This is a genomic window from Stappia sp. TSB10P1A, from assembly GCF_900185725.1.
GTDB lineage: Bacteria > Pseudomonadota > Alphaproteobacteria > Rhizobiales > Stappiaceae > Stappia.
The window spans coordinates 80,775-103,310 of sequence record NZ_FYAU01000020.1; the positions used below are offsets into that span (position 1 = coordinate 80,775).

Genomic DNA, 22,536 nt, shown 5'->3' on the forward strand with positions numbered 1-22,536 from the left:
CTCATGCACGATCCGTCCGGCGCCGCCCTTGCCTCCGGCGCCTCTCTCTCGCACCCGCTTCTGCGCCGCCTCGTCGACGATCTCGGCTGGCCGCTGCTGGCAAGCCTGGACGAGGTCTCGGCCTTCACGGCGCGGCCCGGAACCCACTGCCTTCTCGTTCCCGGCAATCCGGCCCGCAACCTGGAGACTGCCGATGCGGCGGTGGTCCTGCCGGAGCTGCGCATGGCGTTTCAGGGCGTGTTCGACTGCGCGCTCGTCGACGACGCGGTGGAGGCGCAGGTGCGCGAGACCTTCAACGCCCTGAAGACGCCGGGCTTCCTGTTCTTTGCGGAAGGGACCTATCTCGGATCGATCCAGAAGATCCGCGATTGGGACGACTACATGGTGCACCTGCCGCGCCTGCTTGGCCTCAGAACCCCGGAGCGGATGCAATGAGCAACGGATTCCTGTTTCCTCCGGTCGGATTCGGACCCGGTTCCCAGCCCGACGACGACGAGGAACTGTCCTATATGGCGCTGCCGTCGGGCATGCGCACCTATGTACCGCATCTGCCCGAGGTGGGAGATCCCTCGCAGGTCACGCCGGCGCTGAAGACGCTGGCCGATATCGCCGGAGCCTGCGAGATCGCCGCCGCCGCCGGCGGCGAGCGCGCCGAGTTCGACCTGTCGGGCATGGACCCGGCGAGCCGGGCGCTGATGGCCGAGACGCTCGGCCAGGGCGAAGTGTCGATGAAGCTGAGGGGCGTGCCGGCCCTGATGGTCCAGGAAAGCGTCTTCGCCGGGGTCTGGATGCTGGCGGGGGCCGGCATCGACCGCATCGAGGTCGGACCGGTCCCGGCCGAGGCGATCCGGCGCGCCCATGGCGGCGGAGCCCCGGCGCCGATGCTCTCCGCGCCGCGCCCGGCCGGCGTCGTCAATGCGCCCGCCCTGCTGGCGGAACTGGCGGACCAGTCGGCGAGCTGGCAGCCGGGCCGGCTGCCGCATGTGGTCAATCTCTCGCTGCTGCCGCATACGGAGGAGGATCTCCTGTGGCTGGATGCGGCGCTCGGCAAGGGGGCGGTCACCATCCTGTCGCGCGGCTACGGCAACTGCCGGATCAGCGCCTGCGCCCTGCCGCAGGTCTGGCGGGTGCAGTTCTTCAATTCGATGGACGCGCTGATCCTCGACACGTTCGAGGTGACGACCATTCCCGAAGTGGCGCTCGCCGCCCCGGAGGACCTTGCCGACAGCGGCGGGCGCATCCGTGAGGTTCTGGAGGCGATCCGATGACCCGGTTCGAGGGATCCTATCTCGGCGCCAACGACCGGATCAGTCCGCTGGCGATCATGGAATGCAAGATCTGCTGGACGCCCTACGATCCGGCGGAAGGGGACGACACGCGGCAGGTGCTGCCGGGCACCCCGTTCCAGGCGCTGCCGGAGGACTGGAAGTGTCCCGGCTGCGATGCCCCCAAGCACCAGTTCATGGTGCGGGAGGACCCCGGCTCGCCGGCCCTGCTGGCCGAGCAGGACATTGCCGGACGCACGGCGATGCTGGTCGCCGACTTCAAGGACGTCTGGCTGTCGAAGATGCGCGACGTGCCGCTGATCAATCAGGCGCTGCATGTCGAGGCGATCGGCTTTCGCCTGCATGAGGGACGGCCGCTCGGCGTGCTGATCACGCCCTGGTTCATGAACCTGGTGCTGCTGCCGGGACCGGGCGAGGACTGGAGCGAGCTGGTCCAGGGCACGAAGGAGGTGATCGCTTTCCCCTCCGGCGACTACGAATTCCTGCATAACCGGCGCGATCTCACCGGCGGCTACAAGGCCTGTTCGCTGTTCTCGCCGATGGGCGACTTCAACAGCCAGATGCAGGCGCAGGACGTCGCGCGGGCGGTGATGATGGCGCTGTTCGATCCGGCCAACCGGGACGAGACCAACCGCGCGGCCGATATCCGGGCGGCGCGCGAGGCCGAACTGGCGCCGCCGCCCGAGACGTCCGAGGCGGGGAGCGAGGAGGATCCCGCTGGGACGCAGGGCGTGAGGGAGACGGCGCCGAGCCGGCGTCGGCTGATCACTGCCGGCCTTGCCGGCGAGCCCGCACCTGTTGCCGCGATGCCCGAAACGGGGGAGCGCGACGGGTGATGAGCGGGCAGGGGCTGACCATCGTGCTGGGACGGCGGGGGGACGGGTTTGACCCCCGTCTTGCCCGCGCGCCCGCCATGCCGGTGGAGGCCCTGCTGCTCGGCCGCCCGGTGGCCGAGGCGCGCCAGCTCCTTGGCCGCCTGTTCGGCCTGTGCCGCTGTGCCCATCTGGGCGCGCTGGACCTTGCTCTCGGGCTCGGCGCGCCCGATCCGGCCGATCTTGCGGCCGAAATCCGGACCGATCACCTCGCCCAGCTCTTCGTTCATCTGCCGCCGCTGCTGGGGCTTGCACCGCAGGCGCCGCCGCGCGGCGATCTCGAAGCCGCCCTGCTCGGCGGGGCGGGAGAGCGCTTTGCCGCAGGTGACCTGGCGGGATGGCTGGCGTCGGCCGAGGGCGTGTCGCCGCTGATGCGGCGCATCGCCGACGCCTTTCCGCCGGGGGAGGCCGATCCGGGCCTGCCGCCGCTCGGCCGCGGCGCGCCGCCGCGCCCCGGCGCGGCGCTGAATGTGCCGGCGGCGCGGGTGGCAACGCATCCGATGCTGGCCGAAGCCGCCCGGTGCCACGGTCACGGGCCTCTGTGGCAGGCGCTCGGCCTGGTGGCCGACCTGCTGGCGCTGGCGGTGCCCGGACACCTCGCCGCCGGACTGGCCGCCCCGTCCTGCGCGCTGGTGCCGGCCGCGCGCGGCACCTATGCCTTGACGGCGACCGCGAGCGGCGGTCTGCTGACCGGGCTCGATCGGCTGACGCCGACGGACGATCTTACCGCGCCCAGTGGGGCGATCGAGCGCGCGCTGGCGCGGCTCGCGCCATCGCACCGGTGCCTCGCGCCGCTGGTGGTCAGGCTGCTCAACCCGTGCGAGCGGTTCCAGGTGGAGGAGGCGGCCCATGCATGAGATGTCGCTTTGCGAAGGCATCCGCCAGGTGATCGAAGGGCAGGCCGAGGCGCATGGCTTTTCGCGCGTTGCCGTGGTGCGGCTGGAGATCGGTCGCTTCGCCGGCGTCGAGCGGGCCGCGCTCGACTTTGCTTTCGATGTGGTGATGCGGGGCGGGGTCGCGGACGGTGCCCGGCTGGAGATCATCGACCTGCCCGGCCGGGCCACCTGCTTCGATTGCGCCGCCGAGGTCGATCTCGACGACCGGCTGGCGCCCTGTCCGCGCTGTGGCGGCGGGCGGCTGTTGCCTGTCGGCGGGGACGAAATGCGGATCAAGGATCTGGAGGTGAACTGATGTGCACGGTATGCGGCTGCGGCGACAGCGTGACGAAGGACGGCGTGCCGATCGACGATCATCACCGCCATGACCATTCCCACGATCACGACCACGACCACGACCACGACCACGATCATGGGCATGGTCATGGTCACCACCATCACGATCACCATCACCATCCTCATGACCACCACGACCATGATCATCACCACCATGGCGCTCACGATCATGACCACCATCACTACGGCACCGGGCCGGCGGGCGTTTCCGTGCCCGGCCTGTCGCAGGAGCGGCTGATCGCGGTGGAAACCGCGATCCTGTCGAAGAACGACAGTCATGCCGCCGGCAACCGGCGGGTGCTGAAGGCGCTCGGCGTCTACGCGGTCAACCTCGTGTCGTCGCCCGGCTCCGGCAAGACGACGCTGCTGTGCCGCACCATCCGCGACCTCGGAACGGCGCCGCTCGCCGTGATCGAGGGCGATCAGCAGACCTCGAACGACGCCGACCGCATCCGCGAGACCGGCGCGCGGGCGATCCAGATCAACACCGGCAAGGGCTGTCATCTCGATGCCCATATGGTCGGTCACGCGATGGACGATCTGCCGCTCGCGCCCGATAGCCTGCTGTTCATCGAGAATGTCGGCAACCTGGTCTGCCCGGCGGCCTTCGATCTCGGCGAGGATGCCAAGGTGGCGATCCTCTCGGTGACCGAGGGCGAGGACAAGCCGCTGAAATATCCCGACATGTTCACCGCCGCCCGTCTTGCGCTGGTCAACAAGACGGATCTCGCGCCGCATTGCGACGTCTCGCTGGAGGCCTATGAGGCGAACCTGAAACGGGTGAACCCGCTGATCGAGGTGCTGTTCGTCTCCGCCCGCACCGGCGAGGGGATGGACGCCTGGCTCGCCTGGCTCGCCGCCCGCCGCGCCGAAAAGCGCCTGGCCAGGGCCTCGTGAAGGACCGCGCGAGATGAACGCTCCCGCATCCCGTCCAACCCTGCTTCTCGTCGACGATGAGCCGCATTCGCTGACCGCGATGCGCATGGCGCTCGAGGACGAGTTCGACATCCTGACGGCGCCGGGCGCCGAGGAGGCGCTGCAGACGCTGGAAAAGGAGTGGGTGCACGCGATCTTCTGCGACCAGCGCATGCCCGGCCGCTCCGGCGTCGAGTTTCTGGCGGATGTGCGGGAGCGCTGGCCGGAGACGGTGCGCGTCATCATCACCGGCTATACCGATCCCGGCGCGATGATGGCGGCGATCAACGACGCCGGCATCCACCAGTTCCTGACCAAGCCCTGGCATCCCGACCACCTGATGGTCGCCGCGCGCAACGCGGTGCGCCTGTTCCAGCTTGCCCGCGAGAACGAGCGGCTGGTGCTGGAAATGCGCTACCTCACCAACACCGCGAAGGAGCGGCTGGAGCGCCGCCGCAAGGCGCTGCGGGAGGGTGCGGGCTTCGAGACCATAAGCTGCGCCCCGGCCTCGCCGATGAACCAGGTGATCGATCACGCGCGGCGCTATGCCAGCTTCGACCTGCCGGTGCTGCTGACCGGCGAAGCCGGCACCGGCAAGAGCCGGATCGCCCGGGCGATGCATCTGGGCTCGCTGCGCTCGGACAAGCCGTTCTACACGTTCGACCTGACCGGCGTGCCGTCGGACCTCGCGGCCCTGCACCTGTTCGGCGCCAAGCGCGGCGCGCTGCCGGGCGGCGCCTATCGCGTCGGGCTGATGCAGCGGGCCGATCGCGGCACGCTCTATCTGAGCGGGCTCGAGACGGCCTCGCCCGAGATCCAACTGGCGCTGATGCGTGTCGTCGGCGAAGGCACGTTCACGCCGCTCGGCGGGCAGGAACTCATCGACACCAATGTCCGCCTGATTTCGGGGGCGACCAACGAACTGGCGGCACGGGTGGCGGAAGGCCAGTTCCTGCCGGGCCTTTATCATGCGCTTGCCGTCGGACGCATCGTCGTTCCGCCGCTGCGCCAGCGCCGCTGCGACATCGCCATCCTGGCGCAGCAGATCGCCGCCGATCTCTCCATCGCCCATGGCAAGCCGGTGCGCGGCTTCACCGATGCGGCGCTGGAGTTCCTGGAGACCTATGACTGGCCCGGCAATCTGCGCGAACTGACCGGCGAGGTCACCCGCATGCTGGTGTTTGCCCAGGACGACGTGCTGGGGGCGGAGCTGATTTCCCGGCACATCCTGCAGGCAATGCCCGGCGCGCTCCAGGCCGAGCGCGACGCGGCGCTCGACATGGTCCTGACCGGCGACACGACGCTGAAGGAACGGGTGGAGGAGGTGGAGACGCGCATCCTGCGCGAGACCCTCACCCGCCATCGCTGGAACAAGAGCCGGGCGGCGGCGGAACTCGGCCTCAGCCGGGTCGGCCTCAGGGCCAAGCTCGACCGCTACGGCATCGTCGACCCGAGCGGGCGCGGCGAAGAAGAGGAGGACTAGACCATGTGTCTCGGCATTCCCGGACAGATCGTCGCGATCACCGATCCCGCCAGGCTGATGGCGCTTGCCGAAGTGTCCGGTGTCCGGCGCGAGGTCAATGTCGCCTGCGTCATGGGCACCTCGCTCGACAGCCTGGTGGGCAAGTGGGTGCTCATCCATGTCGGCTTCGCCATGGCCTTGATCGACGAGGACGAGGCAGCCCGGACGCTTGCGGCCCTGCGCGACCTCGGCGAGGTGCAGGAAGCCCTCGATGCGATGGCGGAGGGCCAGCGCGCCCTGGAGGAACGGACATGAAGTTTGCCTCGGAGTTTCGCGATCCCCTGGCGGCGCGGGCCGTGCTCGCCGAGATCGCCCGGCTTGTCGAGCGGATCGGCGCCACGCGGGAGAACCCCCTGCACATCATGGAGATCTGCGGCGGCCACACCCATGCGATCTTCCGCTACGGCCTCGACAAGCTGGTGCATGAGGGGGTCGAGTTCATCCATGGTCCCGGCTGTCCGGTCTGCGTGCTGCCGATGACCCGTGTCGATGAATGTATCGAGATCGCCGAGCGGCCGAATGTGATCTTCACCACCTTCGGCGATGCGATGCGGGTGCCGGGTTCCCGTGGCAGCCTGTTGCAGGCCAAGGCGCGCGGCGCCGATATCCGCATGGTCTATTCGCCGCTCGACGCCCTTGAGCTTGCCCGCCGCAATCCGGACCGGGAGGTCGTCTTCTTCGGCCTCGGCTTCGAGACGACCACCCCCTCGACGGCGCTGGCGCTGCAGCAGGCGGCGCGGGAGCGGCTGGAGAACTTCTCGGTCTTCTGCAATCACATCACCGTGCCGGAGCCCATTCGCGCCCTGCTGCAGGATCCGGACATGCGGCTCGACGGCTTTGTCGGTCCCGGCCATGTCAGCATGGTGATCGGCCTGGAGCCCTATGCGTTCATCGCACAGGAGTTCGGCAAGCCGATCGTCGTCGCCGGCTTCGAGCCGCTCGACCTGCTGCAGTCCGTGCTGATGGTGCTGAGGCAGATCGCCGAGGGGCGGGCCGAGGTGGAGAACCAGTATGCCCGCGTCGTCCCGCGCGAGGGCAATCCCGCCAGCCTCGCCGCCATCGCCGATGTCTACGAGCGGCGACCGAGTTTCGAGTGGCGCGGCCTCGGTGAGATCGAGTCCTCGGGCCTGCGCATCCGCCCGGCCTATGCGGCCTATGATGCGGAGGCGAAGTTCGGCGTCGGATACGGCGCAGCGAGCCGCCGCATCGCCGAGCCGGAAGGCTGCGCCTGCGGTGCGGTCATGACCGGCCGGATCAAGCCGACGGCCTGCCCCAATTACGGCACCCAGTGCACGCCGGAGACGCCGCTCGGCGCCCTGATGGTCAGCTCGGAAGGCGCCTGTGCCGCCTATTGGCAGTATGGCGGGGCGCGGGCGCTGGCCTCCTGAGGCGGGCGGCGTACAGATGAGACAGTGACCGGAAGGCGGGAGCAGGAATGGCGCTTCGCGATACGCATGTGACGCTGGCCCATGGCGGCGGTGGCCGGGCCATGCGCGACCTGATCGAGGACGTGTTCACCGGCGTGTTCGACCCGCCGGGGATGGAGGACCAGGCCCGCCTGACCCATGCGGCCCTGGCCGAGCCGGGCGCCCGCCTCGCCTTCACGACGGACAGTTTTGTCGTCACGCCGCTGGAATTTCCCGGCGGCAATATCGGTCATCTGGCGGTCTGCGGCACGGTCAACGATCTTGCCGTCGGCGGTGCGCGGCCGCTCTGGCTTTCGGCGGCCTTCGTCATCGAGGAGGGAACGGACGTGGCCTTGCTGCGCCGCATCGTCGCCGCGATGGCCGAGGAGGCGGACAAGGCCGGCGTGCGCATCGTCACCGGCGACACCAAGGTCGTGGGGCGCGGCGCGGCCGACGGGGTCTTCGTCACCACGGCCGGGGTCGGGGTCATCCCGCCGGGGCGGGAGCTTGCCGCAAGTCTCCTGCAGCCCGGCGATGTCGCCATCGTCAACGGCGTCCTCGGCGACCATGGTGCGGCAATCCTGGCGGCGCGCGGCGACCTTGCCCTGTCGACCGACATCCTCTCCGACTGTGCCGGCCTCGGCCATCTCATGGAGGCGGTGATCGCCGCCGCGCCGGCAACGCGCGCGGCGCGGGACTGCACCCGTGGCGGCCTTGCCTCCGCGCTCAACGAGATGGCGGCGGCGGCCGGCGTCGGCATCGTCATCGAGGAGACGGCCCTGCCGCTGCGCGCGGAAGTGCGCGGCATGTGCGAGATCCTCGGGCTCGACCCGCTCTATCTCGCCAATGAGGGAACGCTTGTCCTGTTCGTTCCGCAGGAGGAGGCCGCCGCCGCCCTTGCGGCCATGCGCGCACGGCCGGAAGGTCGCGGCGCGGTCGCCATCGGCCGGGCGAGCGCCGCGCACCCGGGGCAGGTGCGCATGACCACGCCCTTTGGCGGGATGCGCATCGTCGACATGCTGGTCGGCGAGCAACTGCCGCGCATCTGCTAGAGCGCTTTCCGATCAGGTGAAATCACCTGATCGACAAGAATATGCTCTAGCAACCGGATTGCTGAAAGCCCTGGCGCCGGGCAGAGCAGATCGCGCGCGGGCGCCGGCTCAGGCCTGAATGCTGTCGACGATCAGCCAGAGGCCCGACAGTCCATAGACGGCGGTGAGCAGATAGCGGAACCCGGCCGAGTTGGCGACCTCCTCCCGCTGCAGGATGCGCGAGGAGAACAGCAGCACATAGGCCGAGAAGATACAGATCCCCAGAACCAGGCAGCCGAGGACGATCACCAGCGGCGCATGCCAGGGCGAACCCTGCCGCACGCCGACGGCGATGATCAGGATCCAGCCGACAATGGCCTTGGGGTTGAGGATCTGGATCAGAAAGCCGCGGCGGAAGTGTCCGGCAAGGCTCGTGCGCCCCATGTCCCGTCCGCGCGACGGCGTCCAGTTGCGAAGCGTCTTCCAGGCCAGCCAGACCAGATAGACCCCGCCGACGATCCCGACCGCCATCATCGCGGCCGGGAGGGTGACCAGCACCGAGGACAGGCCGATGGCGGCGAGCAGCGCCCAGGTCTGGCCTGCGGCCATGACGCCGGCCATCACCGCGAAGCCGGACGGGCGGCCTTGGCTGATCGCGGCCGAGGCGATGGTCATGTTGCCGAGGCCGGGGCTCGCGGCCCCGACGATATAGATCGCAAACGCCGAGATCATGTTGGCTTCATTGGGTGTCATGATCGATGGGGTCTCTGGATCCGGCCGGAAGACAGCGAAGGCGCGAGCGCCCCATTACAGTGTCGCGGTCGGATTTTGCAAGCGTGGATTGTGCAGGACGCCATCAGGCCCCGACAAAATTACGCAGTTGCCGCTCTGGATATATCCTGAAAACGCCCTTCATATTCAAAGTGACTCACAAGATACTTTTAAAGTATTTCGTCAAGAATATTGATAATGCTAATTTATAACAAGTGATAGATCGATGTTTCCGCCAAATTATTTGATATTGGCGACGACTATACTTGGATTTTACCGATCATCCGACGGTCCGTTCCGGCGAAGCGCGGCCTGCGATTGGAGGAAGAGCCATGTTGAACAAAGGCGAACAGATCGCTCAGGAGATGTTCCTGGAGGCGCAACTGCCCGGGCAGCCGCGCCAGAAGGTCATCGACAGTCCGCATCTGCACAAGATGCAAAGGATGCACTTCTTCCTGTTTGACGTGTTGCCGATCTTCGGAACCGTCTGCGCGATCGTGCTGCTGTTCTTCCATCCGATCTCGGTGCTGGATCTGACGCTGTTCGCCGTTTTCTGGGCGCTGAGCGGGCTCGGCATCTCGATCGGCTATCACCGTCTCTTCACCCATCGCAGCTTCAAGGCCTCGGCGCCGGTTCGCGCGGCTCTCGGCATCTTCGGGTCGATGGCCGGGCAGGGTGGGGTGATCTCCTGGACGGCGATGCACCGCAGGCACCATGAACTGGGCGACCAGGAAGGCGACCTGCACTCGCCGAACCTGCATGGCAGCGGTCTGAAGGGGAAGCTGAAGGGCTTCATCCATGCGCATTTCACCTGGATGGTGGCGCATCCCTATCCCAATGTCGTCCACTACGCGCCGGACCTGCTCAAGGACCGCGTGATCATCTGGGTGAACCGGCACTACTACACCTGGATCGTGCTCGGCCTGCTGATCCCGACCGCCATCGGCGGGCTCGTCACCCAGAGCTGGATGGGCGCGCTGACGGGCTTCCTGTGGGGCGGCATGGTGCGCATGTTCGTGGTCGAGCAGGGCATCTTCGCGCTCAACTCGCTCTGCCACCTGATCGGCCGGCGCCGCTTCGCCACCGACGACCAGAGCACCAATATCGGCTGGCTCGCCCCCTTCATCTTCGGCGAGTCCTGGCATCACAACCACCACGCCTTTCCCGCCTCGGCGTCCTTCGGGCTCGCCTGGTACCGCATCGATCCCGGCTACTGGGTCATCTGCTTGCTCGCTCTCCTCGGTCAGGCCTGGGACATCAAGGTCCCGTCGAAGGAGCAGATCAAGCGCCGGGAAATCCGCAGCGCCTGACCCCGCGCACCGAAGAAAGAGGAGGAGTTTCCATGGATCACGTGCAGATTGCGGAAAAGGTCGATGAGGCCGCCGTCTTTGCCTGGCTCAAGACCTACATCTCCAACGTGCTCGGCATGGACCAGGCATCGATCAAGGGCAGCGACGGGCTCGACTCCCTCGGCCTCGACTCCGCCCTGACCACGGCGCTGGCGATGGACCTGGAGACCTGGCTCGGCGTCGAGATCCCGCTCGCGATCCTGTTCGAGGCGGAAACGCTCGACAACATCGCCACCGGCGTCGCCCGCGAGGCCGAACGCCAGCACGTCACCGCAGGATGAGGGCCAGGCGATGAAGACCGAACAGCCCGACTACGGCGGCTCGATGTCCGCTGTCCAGTACCACTACGATGTCAGCCGCGACTTCTACCGCCTGTGGCTTGATGAATCGCTCACCTATTCCAGCGCCCTGTGGGAGGGCGAGGACGACACGCTCGCCGCCGCCCAGCAGCGCAAGATCGACCATCACCTGCGCGAGGCACGGGTGGAGAGGGCGGAATCCCTGCTTGATGTCGGTTGCGGCTGGGGTGCGCTGGTGCGCAAGGCCAGCAGCTATTCCGGCCTCAAGCGGATCGTCGGCCTGACGCTCAGCGAGGACCAGGCGGACAACGTGCGCGGCTTCGGCATCCCGCAGATCGAGGTGCGGCTGGAGAGCTGGACCCAGCACAAGCCGGACCGGCCCTATGACAGCATCATCTCCGTCGGCGCCTTCGAGCATTTCGCCAAGCCCGAGGACAGCCGCGAGGTGAAGATCGCGACCTATCGCGACTTCTTCGCCACCTGCGCCGCGTGGCTGGCGCCGGGCGGGCGCATGTCGCTGCAGACCTTCGTCTACGGCACCATGCGCAACGAGGAAGCCAGCCAGTTCATCAACGAGGAGATCTTCCCGGCCGCCGACCTGCCGCGGCTGGACGAGATCGCCGCGGCGGCGGACGGGGTGATGGAGGTGACCTATCTGGTCAACCATCGTCTGCATTATGCCCGCACCTACGATTCCTGGGCGCGCAACCTGCGCCGGCGGCGCGACGAGGCGGTGAAGCTGGTCGGCGAGACCGTCACCGAGCGCTACGAGCGCTATCTCAAGCAGACCTCCATCGGCTTCTACACCGGCAAGATCGGGCTGCTGCGCATCTCGCTGCGCCCGACCGACCGGCCCGTGTCCGAACTGTCGAGGATGTGAGGGGAGCCGGGTCGGCGTCCTTCGCCGGCCCGCATCGGCATCACCACCGGCGGCGCCAGCCGTGCCGCCGGACGCCCCCGCCTTGTCTCCGTCTTGCCCGTGTCCAGGATCAGGGAACAGCGTCATGACCGTCACCGCCCCAGCAGCAGATCCCCGTGCAGGCAGCGCCGCTGCCCGCGCGCCGGCCGGCCAGGACATCGTCTTCAACCCGCTCGATCCGGCGTTCCGCGCCGACCCGTATCCTGTCTATGCGCGGCTGCGCCGCGAGGCGCCGGTGCTGCGCACCAAGGGCACCTTGGTCCTGTCGCGCTATGAGGACGTGCTCGCCGTCATGCGCAGCCGCAAGTTCAGCGTCCGCCTGATCCCCGACACGGTGGTCAAGCAGGCTGCCCGGCTGCGGTTCGAGGACTACGGGCAGATGCTGCGCTTCCTGCAGACCTCCATCGTCTTCACCGACAATCCGGAGCACATGCGACTGCGCCGGCTGGTCAACCAGGCCTATTCCAACGAGGCGATCGCCGCTCTCCTGCCGGTCCTGACAGAGCGGATCGAGCGGCTGCTCGCCGCCCATGCCGCGCGCGGCGGCTGCGATATCATGGCCGATATCGCCGCGCCGCTGCCGATCGACGTGCTGTGCGACTGGATGGCGGTCGAGGAGGCGGCCCGCCCCGGCATTGCCGAGAAGGTCCATGCCGTGCGCTACCTGCTCGACCCCGGCATGATGAACCGCGCCGCCTTCCAGAAAGCGGCCAGCAGCATGCGCGAGCTGACCGGCTATTTCGCCGAGCACGCGGCCCGCATCCGCAAGTCGGGCAAGGACACGATCATCGCCCGCCTGTGCGAGGCGCAGGTCGACGGCGCCGGCCTCACCGAGGAGGAGATCGCCTTCGCCTGCGTGATGTCCTTCGTCGCCGGCACCGAGACCACCCAGTGCCTCATCGGCAATCTCGTCGATGCCATCCTCGACCATCGCGAGCAGTTCGAAGCCCTGGGCGAGGACGAGGCCGCGATCCGGGCGGCGATCGAGGAGGTGACGCGCTACGAGACGCCGCTGCAGTTCACCAAGCGCCTTGCGGTGGAGGACTGCACCGTCGGCGGCATCGACATTGCCGCCGGCGAGCAGATCCTGCTCTGCCTCGGCTCGGCCAATCGCGACGGCGAGGTGTTCGAGGATGCGGACGCGTTGCGTCTCGACCGCAAGGGCACGGCCCATATCGGCTTCGGCTTCGGCATGCATTCCTGCCTCGGCGGTCTGCTCGCCCGCGTCCAGGGCGCCGCCTTCCTCAAGCTGCTGATGGCCGGCTATGGCGACCTTGAGCGGGTCGATCCCGAGCGCCGCTGGCAGGCCAACAGCCTGATCCTGCGTGGCCCTGAGCGCCTCGATATCCGCTTCTCCAGCCAACGGGGGACGGCGTGAGCGCGCAGGCGGAGATCTTTGCCAGCGACCGGGCACGTGCCGCTGTCGACCTTTACGTCTTCCACCATGCCGGTGGCAGCCGCCACTCCTTCGCCGCCTGGCAGTCGAAGTTTCCCGCCGAGGTCGCCCTGCACCGGGTGCAGCTTCCCGGCCGCACGGCGGAAACCTGCGACGTCCTGCCGAAATGGGCCGGCGCGCTCGTTCCCGGCCTCGTCCGCAATTTCCTGCGATCGCGCGCCGGATCGCGGCGGCCTTTCGTCTTCTACGGTCACAGCTTGGGTGCGCTGATCGCCTTCGAACTGACCCGCTTCCTGCGGCTGATCGGTGAGGAGATGCCGGCCGGTCTCGTCGTCGCCAGCCGCCGCGCGCCCCATTGCGAGCTGAGCCATGGCGAGCTCTTCAGCCTGCCCGACGACGACCTCGTCGCCGCTCTGCATCGCCTCGGCGGCGTGCCGGCACATATGCGCGGCAAGGAGGACTGGCTGCGCCAGGTGCTGCCGGTGATCCGCGCCGACCTGCGGCTCTCCGACATCTACCGCTATGCCGGCCAGCCGCCGCTCGATTGTCCGATGCTGGCGGTGAAGGGCGTCGACGACCCGATCATGTCGCTGCGCGAACTCATCGAGTGGTCGGCCCACACCACCGGCAATTTCACCTGCGGCGAGTTGCCCGGGGCGCATTTCTTCGATGCCGACGGGACGCGCCGCCTCGAGGCGCTCCTCGTCAGGACCCTGGCCCGCTGGGCCGAGTTCGACCCCACCGGCATGCCCGCCCGTCCCATCACCGTTCCGGAGGTAAGACCATGCTCGACAAGAGCCGGGATCTGAGCAGCATCAGCGTTCCCACCCTGTGGGGCCTTCTCGATGCCTATGCGGCCGCGCGGCCCGATGACCGGGCCTTCCTCTATCTCGGGCCGGAGAATGTCGAACAGGAGGCGCTCACCTACGCCGAACTGCACCGGCTGGCGCGCATCTACGGCCAGCGGCTGCGGCAGCACACCCGCCCCGGCGACCGGGCGATCCTGATGTTCCCGACCGGCCTTGCCTTCGTCGTCGCCTTCTTCGCCTGCCATTTCGCCGGCGTGGTGCCGGTGCCGATGGTGCCGCTGAAGGGCGCGCGCCTGCGCAACACCGTGCATGCCATCGCCGAGAACGCGGCCGCCGCCGTGGTGTTCAGCAATCTCGACCAGGCCGCGCTGGTCCATGCCCAGCTCAGCCCGCTGCCGAGCTATCGCGGTGCCGCCTTCATCGCCATCGATCTCGACGAGACAGGCGCAGCGCCGACGGCCGACCCGCATGAGGCGCTGCCGCACGAGCTCGCCTTCATCCAGTACACGTCCGGCTCCACCTCGGTGCCGCGCGGCGTCATGGTCAGCCACGCCAATCTTGCCGCCAATCTGGAGATGATGGCCGAGGCCTTCGGCAATGACGACAGCCCGACCTATGTCGGCTGGGCGCCGCTCTATCACGACATGGGGCTGATCGCGAACGTGCTGGAGCCGTTCTATCTCGGCACGTTCTGCATCCTGATGTCGCCCAATCTCTTCGCCCACCGGCCCTGGCTGTGGCCGAAGGCGATCAGCGACTATCGCGCGGTGGTCAGCGGCGGACCGAACTACGCCTATGACCTGTGTATCGAGCGCCGCGACCTGATCCTCGATGCCGGGCTCGACCTGTCGTCCTGGAAGCTCGCCTTCAACAGCGCCGAGCCGGTGCGCGCCGGTACGCTTCAGCGTTTCAGCGAGGCCTTTGCCGGCATCGGCTTCCGCCCGCAGACCTTCTATCCCTGCTTCGGCATGGCGGAGGCGACGCTGCTGATCACCGGCGGCAGCCGGTCCGAGGTGCCGATCCTGCGCCCGGTCAGCCGCGCCGGCCTTGCGCGGGGCTCGGCCCTCGCGCCGATCGATGAGAAGGACGAGACGCAGGCGATCGGCTGCGGCCGGGCGCTGCGCGACGAGACGCTGCGCATCGTCGACCCGGAGACTTTCGCCGCCATGCCCGATGGCGAGATCGGCGAGATCTGGGTTGCCGGCCCGCATGTGCCGCTCGGCTATTTCGACAATGAGGAGGTCTCGCAGCGCACCTTCCATGCCCGTATCGCCGGCGAGGAAGACGGCGAGCGCTACCTGCGCACCGGCGATCTCGGCTTCGTGCTCGACGGCGAGCTCTATGTGACGGGCCGCCACAAGGACCTGATCATCGTCCGCGGCCACAACGTCTATCCGCAGGACATCGAATATGTGGCGGAGCGCGCCTGGCCGGGGCTCAAGACCAATTCCGGCGCCGCCTTCGCGATCGAGGACCCCGACAGCGGCATCCAGACGCTGGTGCTCGCCCAGGAAGTGCGGATGGGCAATCGCCAGTCGATCGACATCGACGCGGCGACGCGGGCGATCCGCCAGGAGATCCTGCGCGAGGCCGACGTGACCTTCCACAAGATCGTCCTGCTGGAGCCGGGCTCCATCCCCAAGACGTCGAGCGGCAAGATCCGCCGGGCCGAAACCCGCAAGCGCTATCTCGACGAGACGCTGGCGATCCTTATGAGGCGGGCGGCGCCGGCCTCCGACACCGAGCCCGCGAAGGCGGTGAGCGGCGACGACTGAGGGAACTGACGATGAGGCGAAGGAGGGGGAGGGGCCGCCCGCGGCGCCCGACCTTCGCACCCAGGCGAGGTGAGACGGGACCATGTCGGAGGACAAGCAGCCGGTGATGTCGCGCGAGGAGATCGCGGCGGTGATCGGCAAGACGCCGTTTGCGATCTGGGTCGGGGCGAGCCTCGACACCTATCGCCACGGCGAGGTCGAGATCAGCATCCCGATGCGCCGCGAACTGACCCAGCATCACGGCTTCGGCCACGGCGCGATCATCGGGTTCCTGGCCGACAGCGCCTGCGCCTGGGCGGCCGCCTCCGTCGCCGGCGATGTCGTCACCTCCGAATACAAGCTGAACATGTTCGCGCCCGCCGTCGGCCAGACCCTCGTCGGCCACGGCCAGGTGCTCCACTACGGCGGCCGCCATGCCGTCTGCCGCGCCGATGTCTACGCCCTTGCCGGCTCGCGCAAGAAGCTGGTGGCGACCGCGCTCGCCACGATCTTCCAGGTCAAGCCTTAGAGCGAGTTTCCGATCCACCCCAACCAGGAGTTCGCGCCATGCAGCATGTTGAAAGCACTCTCGGTCCCGACATTCCGATCGTGGTCTGGTCGCCCGCGGACGGTGCCCCGGTCGGCCTTGCGGAGCTGACGGCCTATCTGGCCGATGCCAAGGACCGGATCTCCGCGCAGCTCGACGAGAACGGCGGCGTCCTGCTGCGCGGGTTCGATTGCGTCCACACCTCCGGCGACTATCAGAAGGTGCTCGACGTGGTCGCGCCCGACCTGATGGACTATGTCGGCGGCACCTCGCCGCGCAAGGTCGTCAACGGCCGCATCATGACCGCGACCGAGATCCCCGGCTCCTACTCGATCCCGCTGCACCAGGAGATGTCCTACACCGACAATTCGCCGGACCGGATCTCGTTCTTCTGCGAGCGTCCGCCGCAAGAGGGTGGCCAGACCACCATCGGCGATATGCGCGCCATCACCCGGGCGATCGACCCGAAGGTCCGCGAGCGCTTCGAGGCCCATGGCGGTGTCCAGCTCTGCCGCAACCTGCCGCTGCCCGAGAAGGTCGCCTCCCGGCCGGGCGTGCCCAAGACCTGGCACGAGGTCTTCGCCACCGACCGGCGCGAGGAGGCGGAGAAGGTCGCGGCGAAGTCCGGCTGGCGCTACGAGTGGCTCGACGACGGATCGATGCAGCTCTGGCAGGAGGTGCGCCCGACGACCCGGCAGCATCCGCGCTCCGGCGACGATGTCTGGTTCAACCAGGTCCACATCTTCTCGCCCGTCTCGGCGCTGAAATGGGCCCGGCTCGACGGCCGCACCGAGGCCGCCGACCGGCTGGCGCGGGCGCTGGAGGAGGCGCCGCAGCTTCTCGACCACATGCGCTATGGCGATGGCAGCGAGATCTCGGCCGAGGACGTGCTGCACATCTATGACGTGCTGCTGGAAAACGAGAAGCCGGTGCAGTGGCGGAAGGGCGACGTGCTCGTCCTCGACAACATCCTCGTCGCGCATGGCCGCAAGCGTTTTTCCGGCGACCGCAGCGTGCTCACCGCCTTGATCCAGCACGCCCACTGAAACGAGAGCCTGCGGCCCGGTGGCCTGTCCGCCGGACCCGCCCCCATCCGAACGGGAGACAGCCATGCTGAAGACGGTTTCCAGCACCAAGTCCGGCGAGGCACAGGACGAGATCGCCGCCGAGGAGCGGCGGCTGCGCGTGCAGCTTGCCGAGTTCTACCATCTCGTCGCCTATCTCGGCTGGACCGAGATGATCTTCAACCACATCTCGCTGCGCGTGCCCGGCCCCGACCGTCACTACCTCGTCAATCCCTTTGGCCTGCACTACGAGGAGATCACCCCGGACAACCTCGTCAAGGTCGATGTCGAGGGGAACCTGGTCGAGCCGTCGGACTATCCGGCCAACCGGACGGGCTTTGCCCTGCACGGGGCGATCCACGAGGCGCGCGACGACATCCACTGCATCGCCCACACGCACACGACGCCGATCTCGGCCATCGCGCTGAAGGAGGGCGGCTTCACCTATGACGACTTCTACGGGGCGCAGCTCTTCGGCCGGGTCGGGTATCACGCCTTCGAGGGGGTGACGGTCTTTGCCGACGAGCGCCCGCGCATGGTCGCGAGCCTCGGCGACAAGAGCGTCCTGGTGCTGCGCAACCACGGCATCGCGGTCGGCGAACGCGACGTGCCGCGCACCTTCTGGCTGCTCTACAACGCGCAGCGCGCGGCCGAGATCCAGTGCCAGGCCGGCATGCTGCCCGGCGCCAACACCCCGCTCACCGACGAGGTGCGCCACCGCAGCGCGGCAGCGGCGGAAGAGCTGATCGCAGGCGATGCCTTCGCCGCCAAGCTCTTCGACGCGATGATGCGCAAGGTGCGGCGCGACCGCGGTCCGCTCTGGGCCAGGGACACCGGCACCGACCGGCTGGAATAGGCGGCGCCCGTGGTCGGCGAGACAGTCCGATCTCGAAATCGCGGAGGATCAGGTCCCGTGTCACTGCAACAGAGAAACAATCCCCCAACCCGTCCAGGGGCCCTGTCCCAGCGGGAGCGGGCGGCAGGGTGGGCGAGTACCCATCGGGTCCATCTCGGCATGCCGCATCTGGCCTTCAGCGGCCTGTCCGAAGCCTGGTTGCTGAAGGAACTGGGCCATCGCCACTGGATCCAGCTTGCGCGCATGGCCGAGCACGACTTCCCCGACTTCTACGACGAGGCGGGACACACGGTCTATGCCGCCTTCCGCTCGGTGCGGATCGAGGGCGCGCGCTTCGACCTTGCCAAGGAGAACGACACGCTGGTGATCCGCTCCAGCCTGTTCCGCCTGTCGCGCACCCAGGTGCAAAGCGAGCACCGGCTCAGCATTGGCGGGGCGCTGCTCGGCATCGTGCGCATGGTCTCCGTCTTCGTGCATCGCAACGGCCAGACCTCGAACCGCTCGGTGGTTCGGGTCGAGATCCAGGGTCTGCCGCCGGTCTCGCAGGCCAGCAAACCGGATCTGTCGGGCGTCGACGGCAACCTGTGGATCTGGGACGACGGGGCTGCGGCCACCGCCGATCACCGGCCACAGCTCTTCTTTCCCTGTCCCTCGCAGGATTTCAACGGCGCCGGCTTTCTCTATTTCGCCAATGTGCCGGCCTTCGTCGACCGGGCGGAATGGAACGTCGATCCGGACTTTGCCCGCAACGCCATCACCCGCTGGCGCAGCGTCGCCTATCACGCCAACATCGACCCCGGCGAGGCGATCTCCATCGAACTCGTCGACTTCGAGCGCGACGATCTGCTGTGGCGCCATCGCGGCCGTGTCACCCGCGCCACCGACGGCAAGCATATGGCCGACGTCCTGAGCGTGCGCAGCCGCGTCGAGGTCGCCGGCTCGAGGCGCGCGCCTGCGCATCGGGAGGTCGAGTGCCGCGACCGGTCGGATTGCCCGGGCTGAGCCGACCGCCGGCGGGGCGACCGGACAGGGCATTGGGAGATTGCCGGCGCGGCCCGCGGCCATGCGTATTCGGGTACTCGGCCTCCCGCCATCTTGCGTCCGGTCAGTCGCGATTTCCCTGCGTGGTTGTCACATTGCAAATTTTACATCGCTACGTTGTCGTGCTACCCCTCTCCTGGTCCCACCGAACCGCGGACACTCTGTAAGCTCATGCCGTTTCAAGGCAAATCCGTCCGGATGGCGGAAGCGGGCAGGCCGCTGCGGGCCATATTGCGTTCGTCCCGTTCTGGCTGTGGGTCGGCCTCGCCCTGTGGGAGATATTGATGACACAGTCCGTGCTGCGGCGGATCGAGGAACTGGCCTTCGATCAGGGCGACCGCGTCGCGATGGAGGAGGGGCCGCGCCGACTGACCTATGCCGGTCTGCACGAGGCGATCCGCAGGGCCGGCCGCCAGGGCCTTGCCCGCTCCGCTCCCGGGCTTGTCGGGATCAACGGCCGCCCGTCGATCGAGGCGGGCGTCGGCCTTCTCGCCGCAATGGCCTCGGGCGATGTCGCCGTGCCCGTCGACGAGCGCCTGCCGCTCGCCCGCCAGCAGGCGCTGCTCGACTGGTGCGACAGCTTGAGCGACCAGCGGGAGATCGCCGCCCTTGTCGCCGATCTCGACGGCAAGGTGCCGCTGCCGGATCCCTCGAGCGGTATCGCGCCGCGCGCTGCGCGTCAGGCGGCCTATATCGCCTTCACCTCCGGCACCACCGGCGAGCCAAAGGCCATCGAGGGCACGATGGAGGGCATCGACCATTTCATGGCCTGGCAGTCGGGCCTCGTCGCCAGCTTCTGCACCGCGCCGCGCGTGTCCTGGCTGACGCCGCTCTCCTTCGACGTGATGTATCGCGACCTCTTGCTGCCGCTGGTGACCGGCGGCACGCTGGTCATTCCGGATGTCGAGGCCGGGTTCAACATCGCTTCCGGCTGGCACTGGCTGGCGGCGCAGGGGATCGACATCGCCCATGTGGTGCCCTCCATCGTTTCCGCCTGGCTGACCTCCGGCGATCTGCCGCAGCTCGACGTCCGCGCCCTGTTCTTTGCCGGCGAACCTTTGAAGGTGCCGCTCGTTGCCGCTCTGCGTCGCCGCTATGCCGGACGCATCTACAATCTCTACGGCCCCTCGGAAGGCACGATGGCGAAGTTCTGTCGCCTGATCGATGAAGGCTGCCCGACGCGCGGCGCGCTCTATCCGGTCGGCCGTCCCATCGGCGAGGACGTGTCCTTCGACCTTGCCGAAAGCGGCGAGATCGTGCTGGCGTCGCCCTACCTGACCAACGGTTACCGGCGCCGTGACGGGACGGCCGATCCGTTCCCGCAAGCCCGGCCGGGCTGGTACGCCTATCACACGGGAGACCGGGGCGAGGTTATCGGCGACGATCTCTTCCTGCTCGGCCGCCTCGACACCCAGATGAAGATCAACGGCATCCGCATCGAGGCCGGCGAGGTGGAACGCCTTGCCGAGGCTTGCGCGGGCGTCACGCGCGCGGTTGCCGTCAAGCTGTCGCCGCCCGAGGTGCCGGGCGAGACGCTCGCCCTGTTCTGGCAAGGCGCGCCGGACCTGCAACCGGCCCTGCGGGAGCGGCTCTCCGATGCCCTGCATCCGGCGGTGATGCCCTCGCTTTACCGGCGGATCGAGAGTTTCCCCGTCACCTTGAACGGCAAGGTCGACCGCGCAGCCCTCGCGGCGCAGGCGGCTGCGGCGCTTGCCGAGGAACAGACGGGCCTTGCCGAGACGGGTGAGGGCGACCCGGCGGAGCGTCACGTTCAGCAGGTGATCTCGCAGGTGCTGCGCCGGCCCTGCGGCCTCGATACGGATTTCATCGGCCTTGGCGGCAATTCGCTGATGTTCGGCCTGATCGCCCTGCAACTGGAAACCGCGTTCGGCATCGCCATTCCTCAGCCGCGCTTCTACGAGGCCGGCACGCCGCGGGCGATTGCGGCCTGGTTCCTCGAAAATGGCGGGCAGCTCCGCCAGACTGCGGACAACGGGAATGCGGGCGGCGCCCCCGCCTTGCCGGACGCGGCGGAAGAGGATTATCGGCCGCTCACCAGCCGCCAGCAGACGATCTTCGACATCTTCTGCAAGGACATTTTCGGCGCGGCCATCAACATGATCCTGCAGATGCCGTTCCGCGCCGCCGAGGCCGAGCGGTTGAAGCGCGTCCTGCTGCGCCTGACCGAGCTCAACGACTGCTTCCACCTGCGCTTCCGCCGCGACGGCGAGACGCTGCTGCAGACCATGGTTTCGACCGGCTTCGGTCCTGGCGATTTCGAGGAGGTCGCGGCGGACGATGCCGAGTTCGACCGGCTTTCCACCGCCTTCGGCGAGCGGACCTTCGATCTGGGCGGCGAGCGGCCCTTTCGGATCCTGCTGCTGACCAGCCCGTCGGGTGCCGGCCGCCTCGTCCTGTCGATGCACCACCTCATCAGCGACGGCATGTCGCGCGAATATATTCGCCGCGACATCGAGGACGCGCTGGCCGGGGCGCCGGTGCCGGTGCGCGGGTCGTTCCGCTCGGTCCTTACCGCCGAGACCGGCGACAGCCGCGCCCGCGCCACCGCCTTCTGGCATGCGCAGATCGCGGCCGCGCCGCCGATGCCGCGCTTCGTCTCCGGCCTCGATCGGAAGAACCTGTCGGCACGCATGCTCACCGTGCCGCTCGGCGTCGATCACGATGCCCTGCTGGCCCATGCCCGGGCGCTCAATGCCAGCGTCTTTCCCTATCTGATGGCGCATTTCTACCGGGCGATGGCCGCCCATTGCGGTGTCTCGGACCTGATCATCCGGGTGACGACCCACGGGCGCTACCGCCCCGAACTGCTGGACACGCTGGGCCTGCTGTTCAGCGCCGTGCCGCTGCGGATCGACGGGGCGGATCAGAGCACGCCGGCCATCGTCGCCGGCCTGTCGCGTCTGCTGGAGGCCGCCCGCGAGCACCAGGATGTCTGCTTCCGCGATCTCGCCCGCCTGATCGGCGAGCCGGACGACGCGCATCTCCACCCGGTCACCGGTATCAGCTTCGCGCTCGACGGCTATGACGTCAGCGAGGCGATGCCGGCCGGCCTGTCCCTCGACGCGATCCCGCAGGTCGTCCGGGCCTCGCTGCCGCATGAGGCGCTGGTCTTCGCCCGCACCTATAGCGACGGCTGCGTGCTGCGGTTCCTCTACCGCTCCAAGGCCTTTTCCGACGCCGATATCCGGTCCATTGCCGGCCACATGCGCGAGACGATCGCGGAGGAACTGGCGGAGGCGGCACAAGCGCAGGAAGCGGTCCTCTGCGCCGTGCGGCGGGTTTGACGGTGGCCGGAGCGCCGCGCATCCCTGCCGAGCACCGCGTTAATCGCCCCAGGGCCAGCGAAAAATGCTAGTTTTCCGCAGGATGCCGTGGCAAGCGGATATCAGGTGATGCACAGCGGTCGGGACTGAGACTTGCGCAAGGACACATCGAGGACGGATCCC

Annotated in this window: 22 protein-coding genes; 21 read left to right on the forward strand and 1 reads right to left on the reverse strand. The window is 68.2% G+C overall.

Going from position 1 to position 22,536, the window contains the following annotated elements:
- Positions 1 to 3: 3 nt before the first annotated feature.
- Genes TSB10P1A_RS08330 through hypE form a run of 10 tightly spaced genes read left to right on the forward strand, consistent with a single transcriptional unit; the run spans position 4 to position 8,285 of the window.
- A complete protein-coding gene (locus TSB10P1A_RS08330) occupies positions 4 to 435 on the forward strand; it encodes a hydrogenase accessory protein (protein ID WP_186387451.1) in 432 nt (143 codons plus the stop codon).
- A complete protein-coding gene (locus TSB10P1A_RS08335) occupies positions 432 to 1,268 on the forward strand; it encodes a hydrogenase expression/formation protein (RefSeq protein WP_186387452.1) in 837 nt (278 codons plus the stop codon). Before TSB10P1A_RS08330 ends, TSB10P1A_RS08335 begins: the two co-directional genes overlap by 4 nt.
- Complete coding sequence (gene hybE / locus TSB10P1A_RS08340) at positions 1,265 to 2,122, forward strand: [NiFe]-hydrogenase assembly chaperone HybE (protein WP_186387453.1); 858 nt, start codon at positions 1,265 to 1,267, stop codon at positions 2,120 to 2,122. Before TSB10P1A_RS08335 ends, hybE begins: the two co-directional genes overlap by 4 nt.
- Positions 2,122 to 3,015: a HupK protein gene (locus TSB10P1A_RS08345; protein WP_186387454.1), complete on the forward strand. Its 894-nt coding sequence runs from the start codon at positions 2,122 to 2,124 to the stop codon at positions 3,013 to 3,015. Before hybE ends, TSB10P1A_RS08345 begins: the two co-directional genes overlap by 1 nt.
- Positions 3,008 to 3,349 (forward strand): hydrogenase maturation nickel metallochaperone HypA, encoded by a 342-nt coding sequence (gene hypA / locus TSB10P1A_RS08350; protein WP_050474652.1) that lies wholly within the window; start codon positions 3,008 to 3,010, stop codon positions 3,347 to 3,349. The genes TSB10P1A_RS08345 and hypA overlap by 8 nt, the downstream gene beginning before the upstream one ends.
- On the forward strand, positions 3,349 to 4,287 hold the full coding sequence (hypB, locus tag TSB10P1A_RS08355; protein ID WP_186387455.1) for a hydrogenase nickel incorporation protein HypB: 939 nt from the start codon (positions 3,349 to 3,351) through the stop codon (positions 4,285 to 4,287). The genes hypA and hypB overlap by 1 nt, the downstream gene beginning before the upstream one ends.
- Positions 4,288 to 4,300: 13 nt before the next feature.
- Positions 4,301 to 5,788, forward strand: a complete 1,488-nt coding sequence (locus tag TSB10P1A_RS08360) for a sigma-54 dependent transcriptional regulator (protein WP_186387456.1) — start codon at positions 4,301 to 4,303, stop codon at positions 5,786 to 5,788.
- A 3-nt stretch (positions 5,789 to 5,791) separates the two neighbouring features.
- Positions 5,792 to 6,082 carry a HypC/HybG/HupF family hydrogenase formation chaperone gene (locus TSB10P1A_RS08365; protein WP_186387457.1) on the forward strand — a complete coding sequence of 97 codons (291 nt, stop codon included), beginning with the start codon at positions 5,792 to 5,794 and terminating at the stop codon, positions 6,080 to 6,082.
- Complete coding sequence (gene hypD / locus TSB10P1A_RS08370; RefSeq protein ID WP_186387458.1) at positions 6,079 to 7,215, forward strand: hydrogenase formation protein HypD; 1,137 nt, start codon at positions 6,079 to 6,081, stop codon at positions 7,213 to 7,215. The genes TSB10P1A_RS08365 and hypD overlap by 4 nt, the downstream gene beginning before the upstream one ends.
- Before the next feature lie 47 nt (positions 7,216 to 7,262).
- On the forward strand, positions 7,263 to 8,285 hold the full coding sequence (gene hypE / locus TSB10P1A_RS08375; protein WP_186387459.1) for a hydrogenase expression/formation protein HypE: 1,023 nt from the start codon (positions 7,263 to 7,265) through the stop codon (positions 8,283 to 8,285).
- Between the two features lie 108 nt (positions 8,286 to 8,393).
- On the opposite strand, the gene TSB10P1A_RS08380 is transcribed toward hypE, so the two are convergent.
- Complete coding sequence (locus TSB10P1A_RS08380) at positions 8,394 to 9,017, reverse strand: LysE family translocator (RefSeq protein WP_186387460.1); 624 nt, start codon at positions 9,015 to 9,017, stop codon at positions 8,394 to 8,396.
- A gap of 350 nt (positions 9,018 to 9,367) precedes the next feature.
- On the opposite strand from TSB10P1A_RS08380, the gene TSB10P1A_RS08385 reads away from it, so the two are divergent.
- From TSB10P1A_RS08385 to TSB10P1A_RS08435, 11 genes are all read left to right on the forward strand, one after another.
- Positions 9,368 to 10,345 carry an acyl-CoA desaturase gene (locus TSB10P1A_RS08385; RefSeq protein WP_244293042.1) on the forward strand — a complete coding sequence of 326 codons (978 nt, stop codon included), beginning with the start codon at positions 9,368 to 9,370 and terminating at the stop codon, positions 10,343 to 10,345.
- A 32-nt stretch (positions 10,346 to 10,377) separates the two neighbouring features.
- A complete protein-coding gene (locus TSB10P1A_RS08390; RefSeq protein WP_186387461.1) occupies positions 10,378 to 10,665 on the forward strand; it encodes an acyl carrier protein in 288 nt (95 codons plus the stop codon).
- 10 nt (positions 10,666 to 10,675) lie between these two features.
- Positions 10,676 to 11,563 carry a cyclopropane-fatty-acyl-phospholipid synthase family protein gene (locus TSB10P1A_RS08395; RefSeq protein ID WP_186387462.1) on the forward strand — a complete coding sequence of 296 codons (888 nt, stop codon included), beginning with the start codon at positions 10,676 to 10,678 and terminating at the stop codon, positions 11,561 to 11,563.
- Positions 11,564 to 11,687: 124 nt separating this feature from the next.
- Positions 11,688 to 12,980, forward strand: a complete 1,293-nt coding sequence (locus tag TSB10P1A_RS08400; protein ID WP_186387463.1) for a cytochrome P450 — start codon at positions 11,688 to 11,690, stop codon at positions 12,978 to 12,980.
- Positions 12,977 to 13,807 carry a thioesterase II family protein gene (locus TSB10P1A_RS08405; RefSeq protein ID WP_186387464.1) on the forward strand — a complete coding sequence of 277 codons (831 nt, stop codon included), beginning with the start codon at positions 12,977 to 12,979 and terminating at the stop codon, positions 13,805 to 13,807. The genes TSB10P1A_RS08400 and TSB10P1A_RS08405 overlap by 4 nt, the downstream gene beginning before the upstream one ends.
- A complete protein-coding gene (locus tag TSB10P1A_RS08410) occupies positions 13,783 to 15,582 on the forward strand; it encodes a fatty acyl-AMP ligase (protein WP_186387465.1) in 1,800 nt (599 codons plus the stop codon). The genes TSB10P1A_RS08405 and TSB10P1A_RS08410 overlap by 25 nt, the downstream gene beginning before the upstream one ends.
- 82 nt (positions 15,583 to 15,664) lie before the next feature.
- On the forward strand, positions 15,665 to 16,090 hold the full coding sequence (locus TSB10P1A_RS08415) for a PaaI family thioesterase (protein ID WP_186387466.1): 426 nt from the start codon (positions 15,665 to 15,667) through the stop codon (positions 16,088 to 16,090).
- Between the two features lie 38 nt (positions 16,091 to 16,128).
- A complete protein-coding gene (locus TSB10P1A_RS08420) occupies positions 16,129 to 17,154 on the forward strand; it encodes a TauD/TfdA family dioxygenase (protein ID WP_186387467.1) in 1,026 nt (341 codons plus the stop codon).
- Between the two features lie 64 nt (positions 17,155 to 17,218).
- Positions 17,219 to 18,028, forward strand: a complete 810-nt coding sequence (locus tag TSB10P1A_RS08425) for a class II aldolase/adducin family protein (protein ID WP_186387468.1) — start codon at positions 17,219 to 17,221, stop codon at positions 18,026 to 18,028.
- Positions 18,029 to 18,085: 57 nt separating this feature from the next.
- Entirely contained in the window at positions 18,086 to 19,030 is a 945-nt protein-coding gene (locus tag TSB10P1A_RS08430; RefSeq protein WP_256376455.1) for a Pnap_2097 family protein, read from the forward strand.
- A 323-nt stretch (positions 19,031 to 19,353) separates the two neighbouring features.
- A complete protein-coding gene (locus TSB10P1A_RS08435) occupies positions 19,354 to 22,374 on the forward strand; it encodes an AMP-binding protein (protein ID WP_186387470.1) in 3,021 nt (1,006 codons plus the stop codon).
- The last annotated feature ends 162 nt before the right edge of the window (positions 22,375 to 22,536 follow it).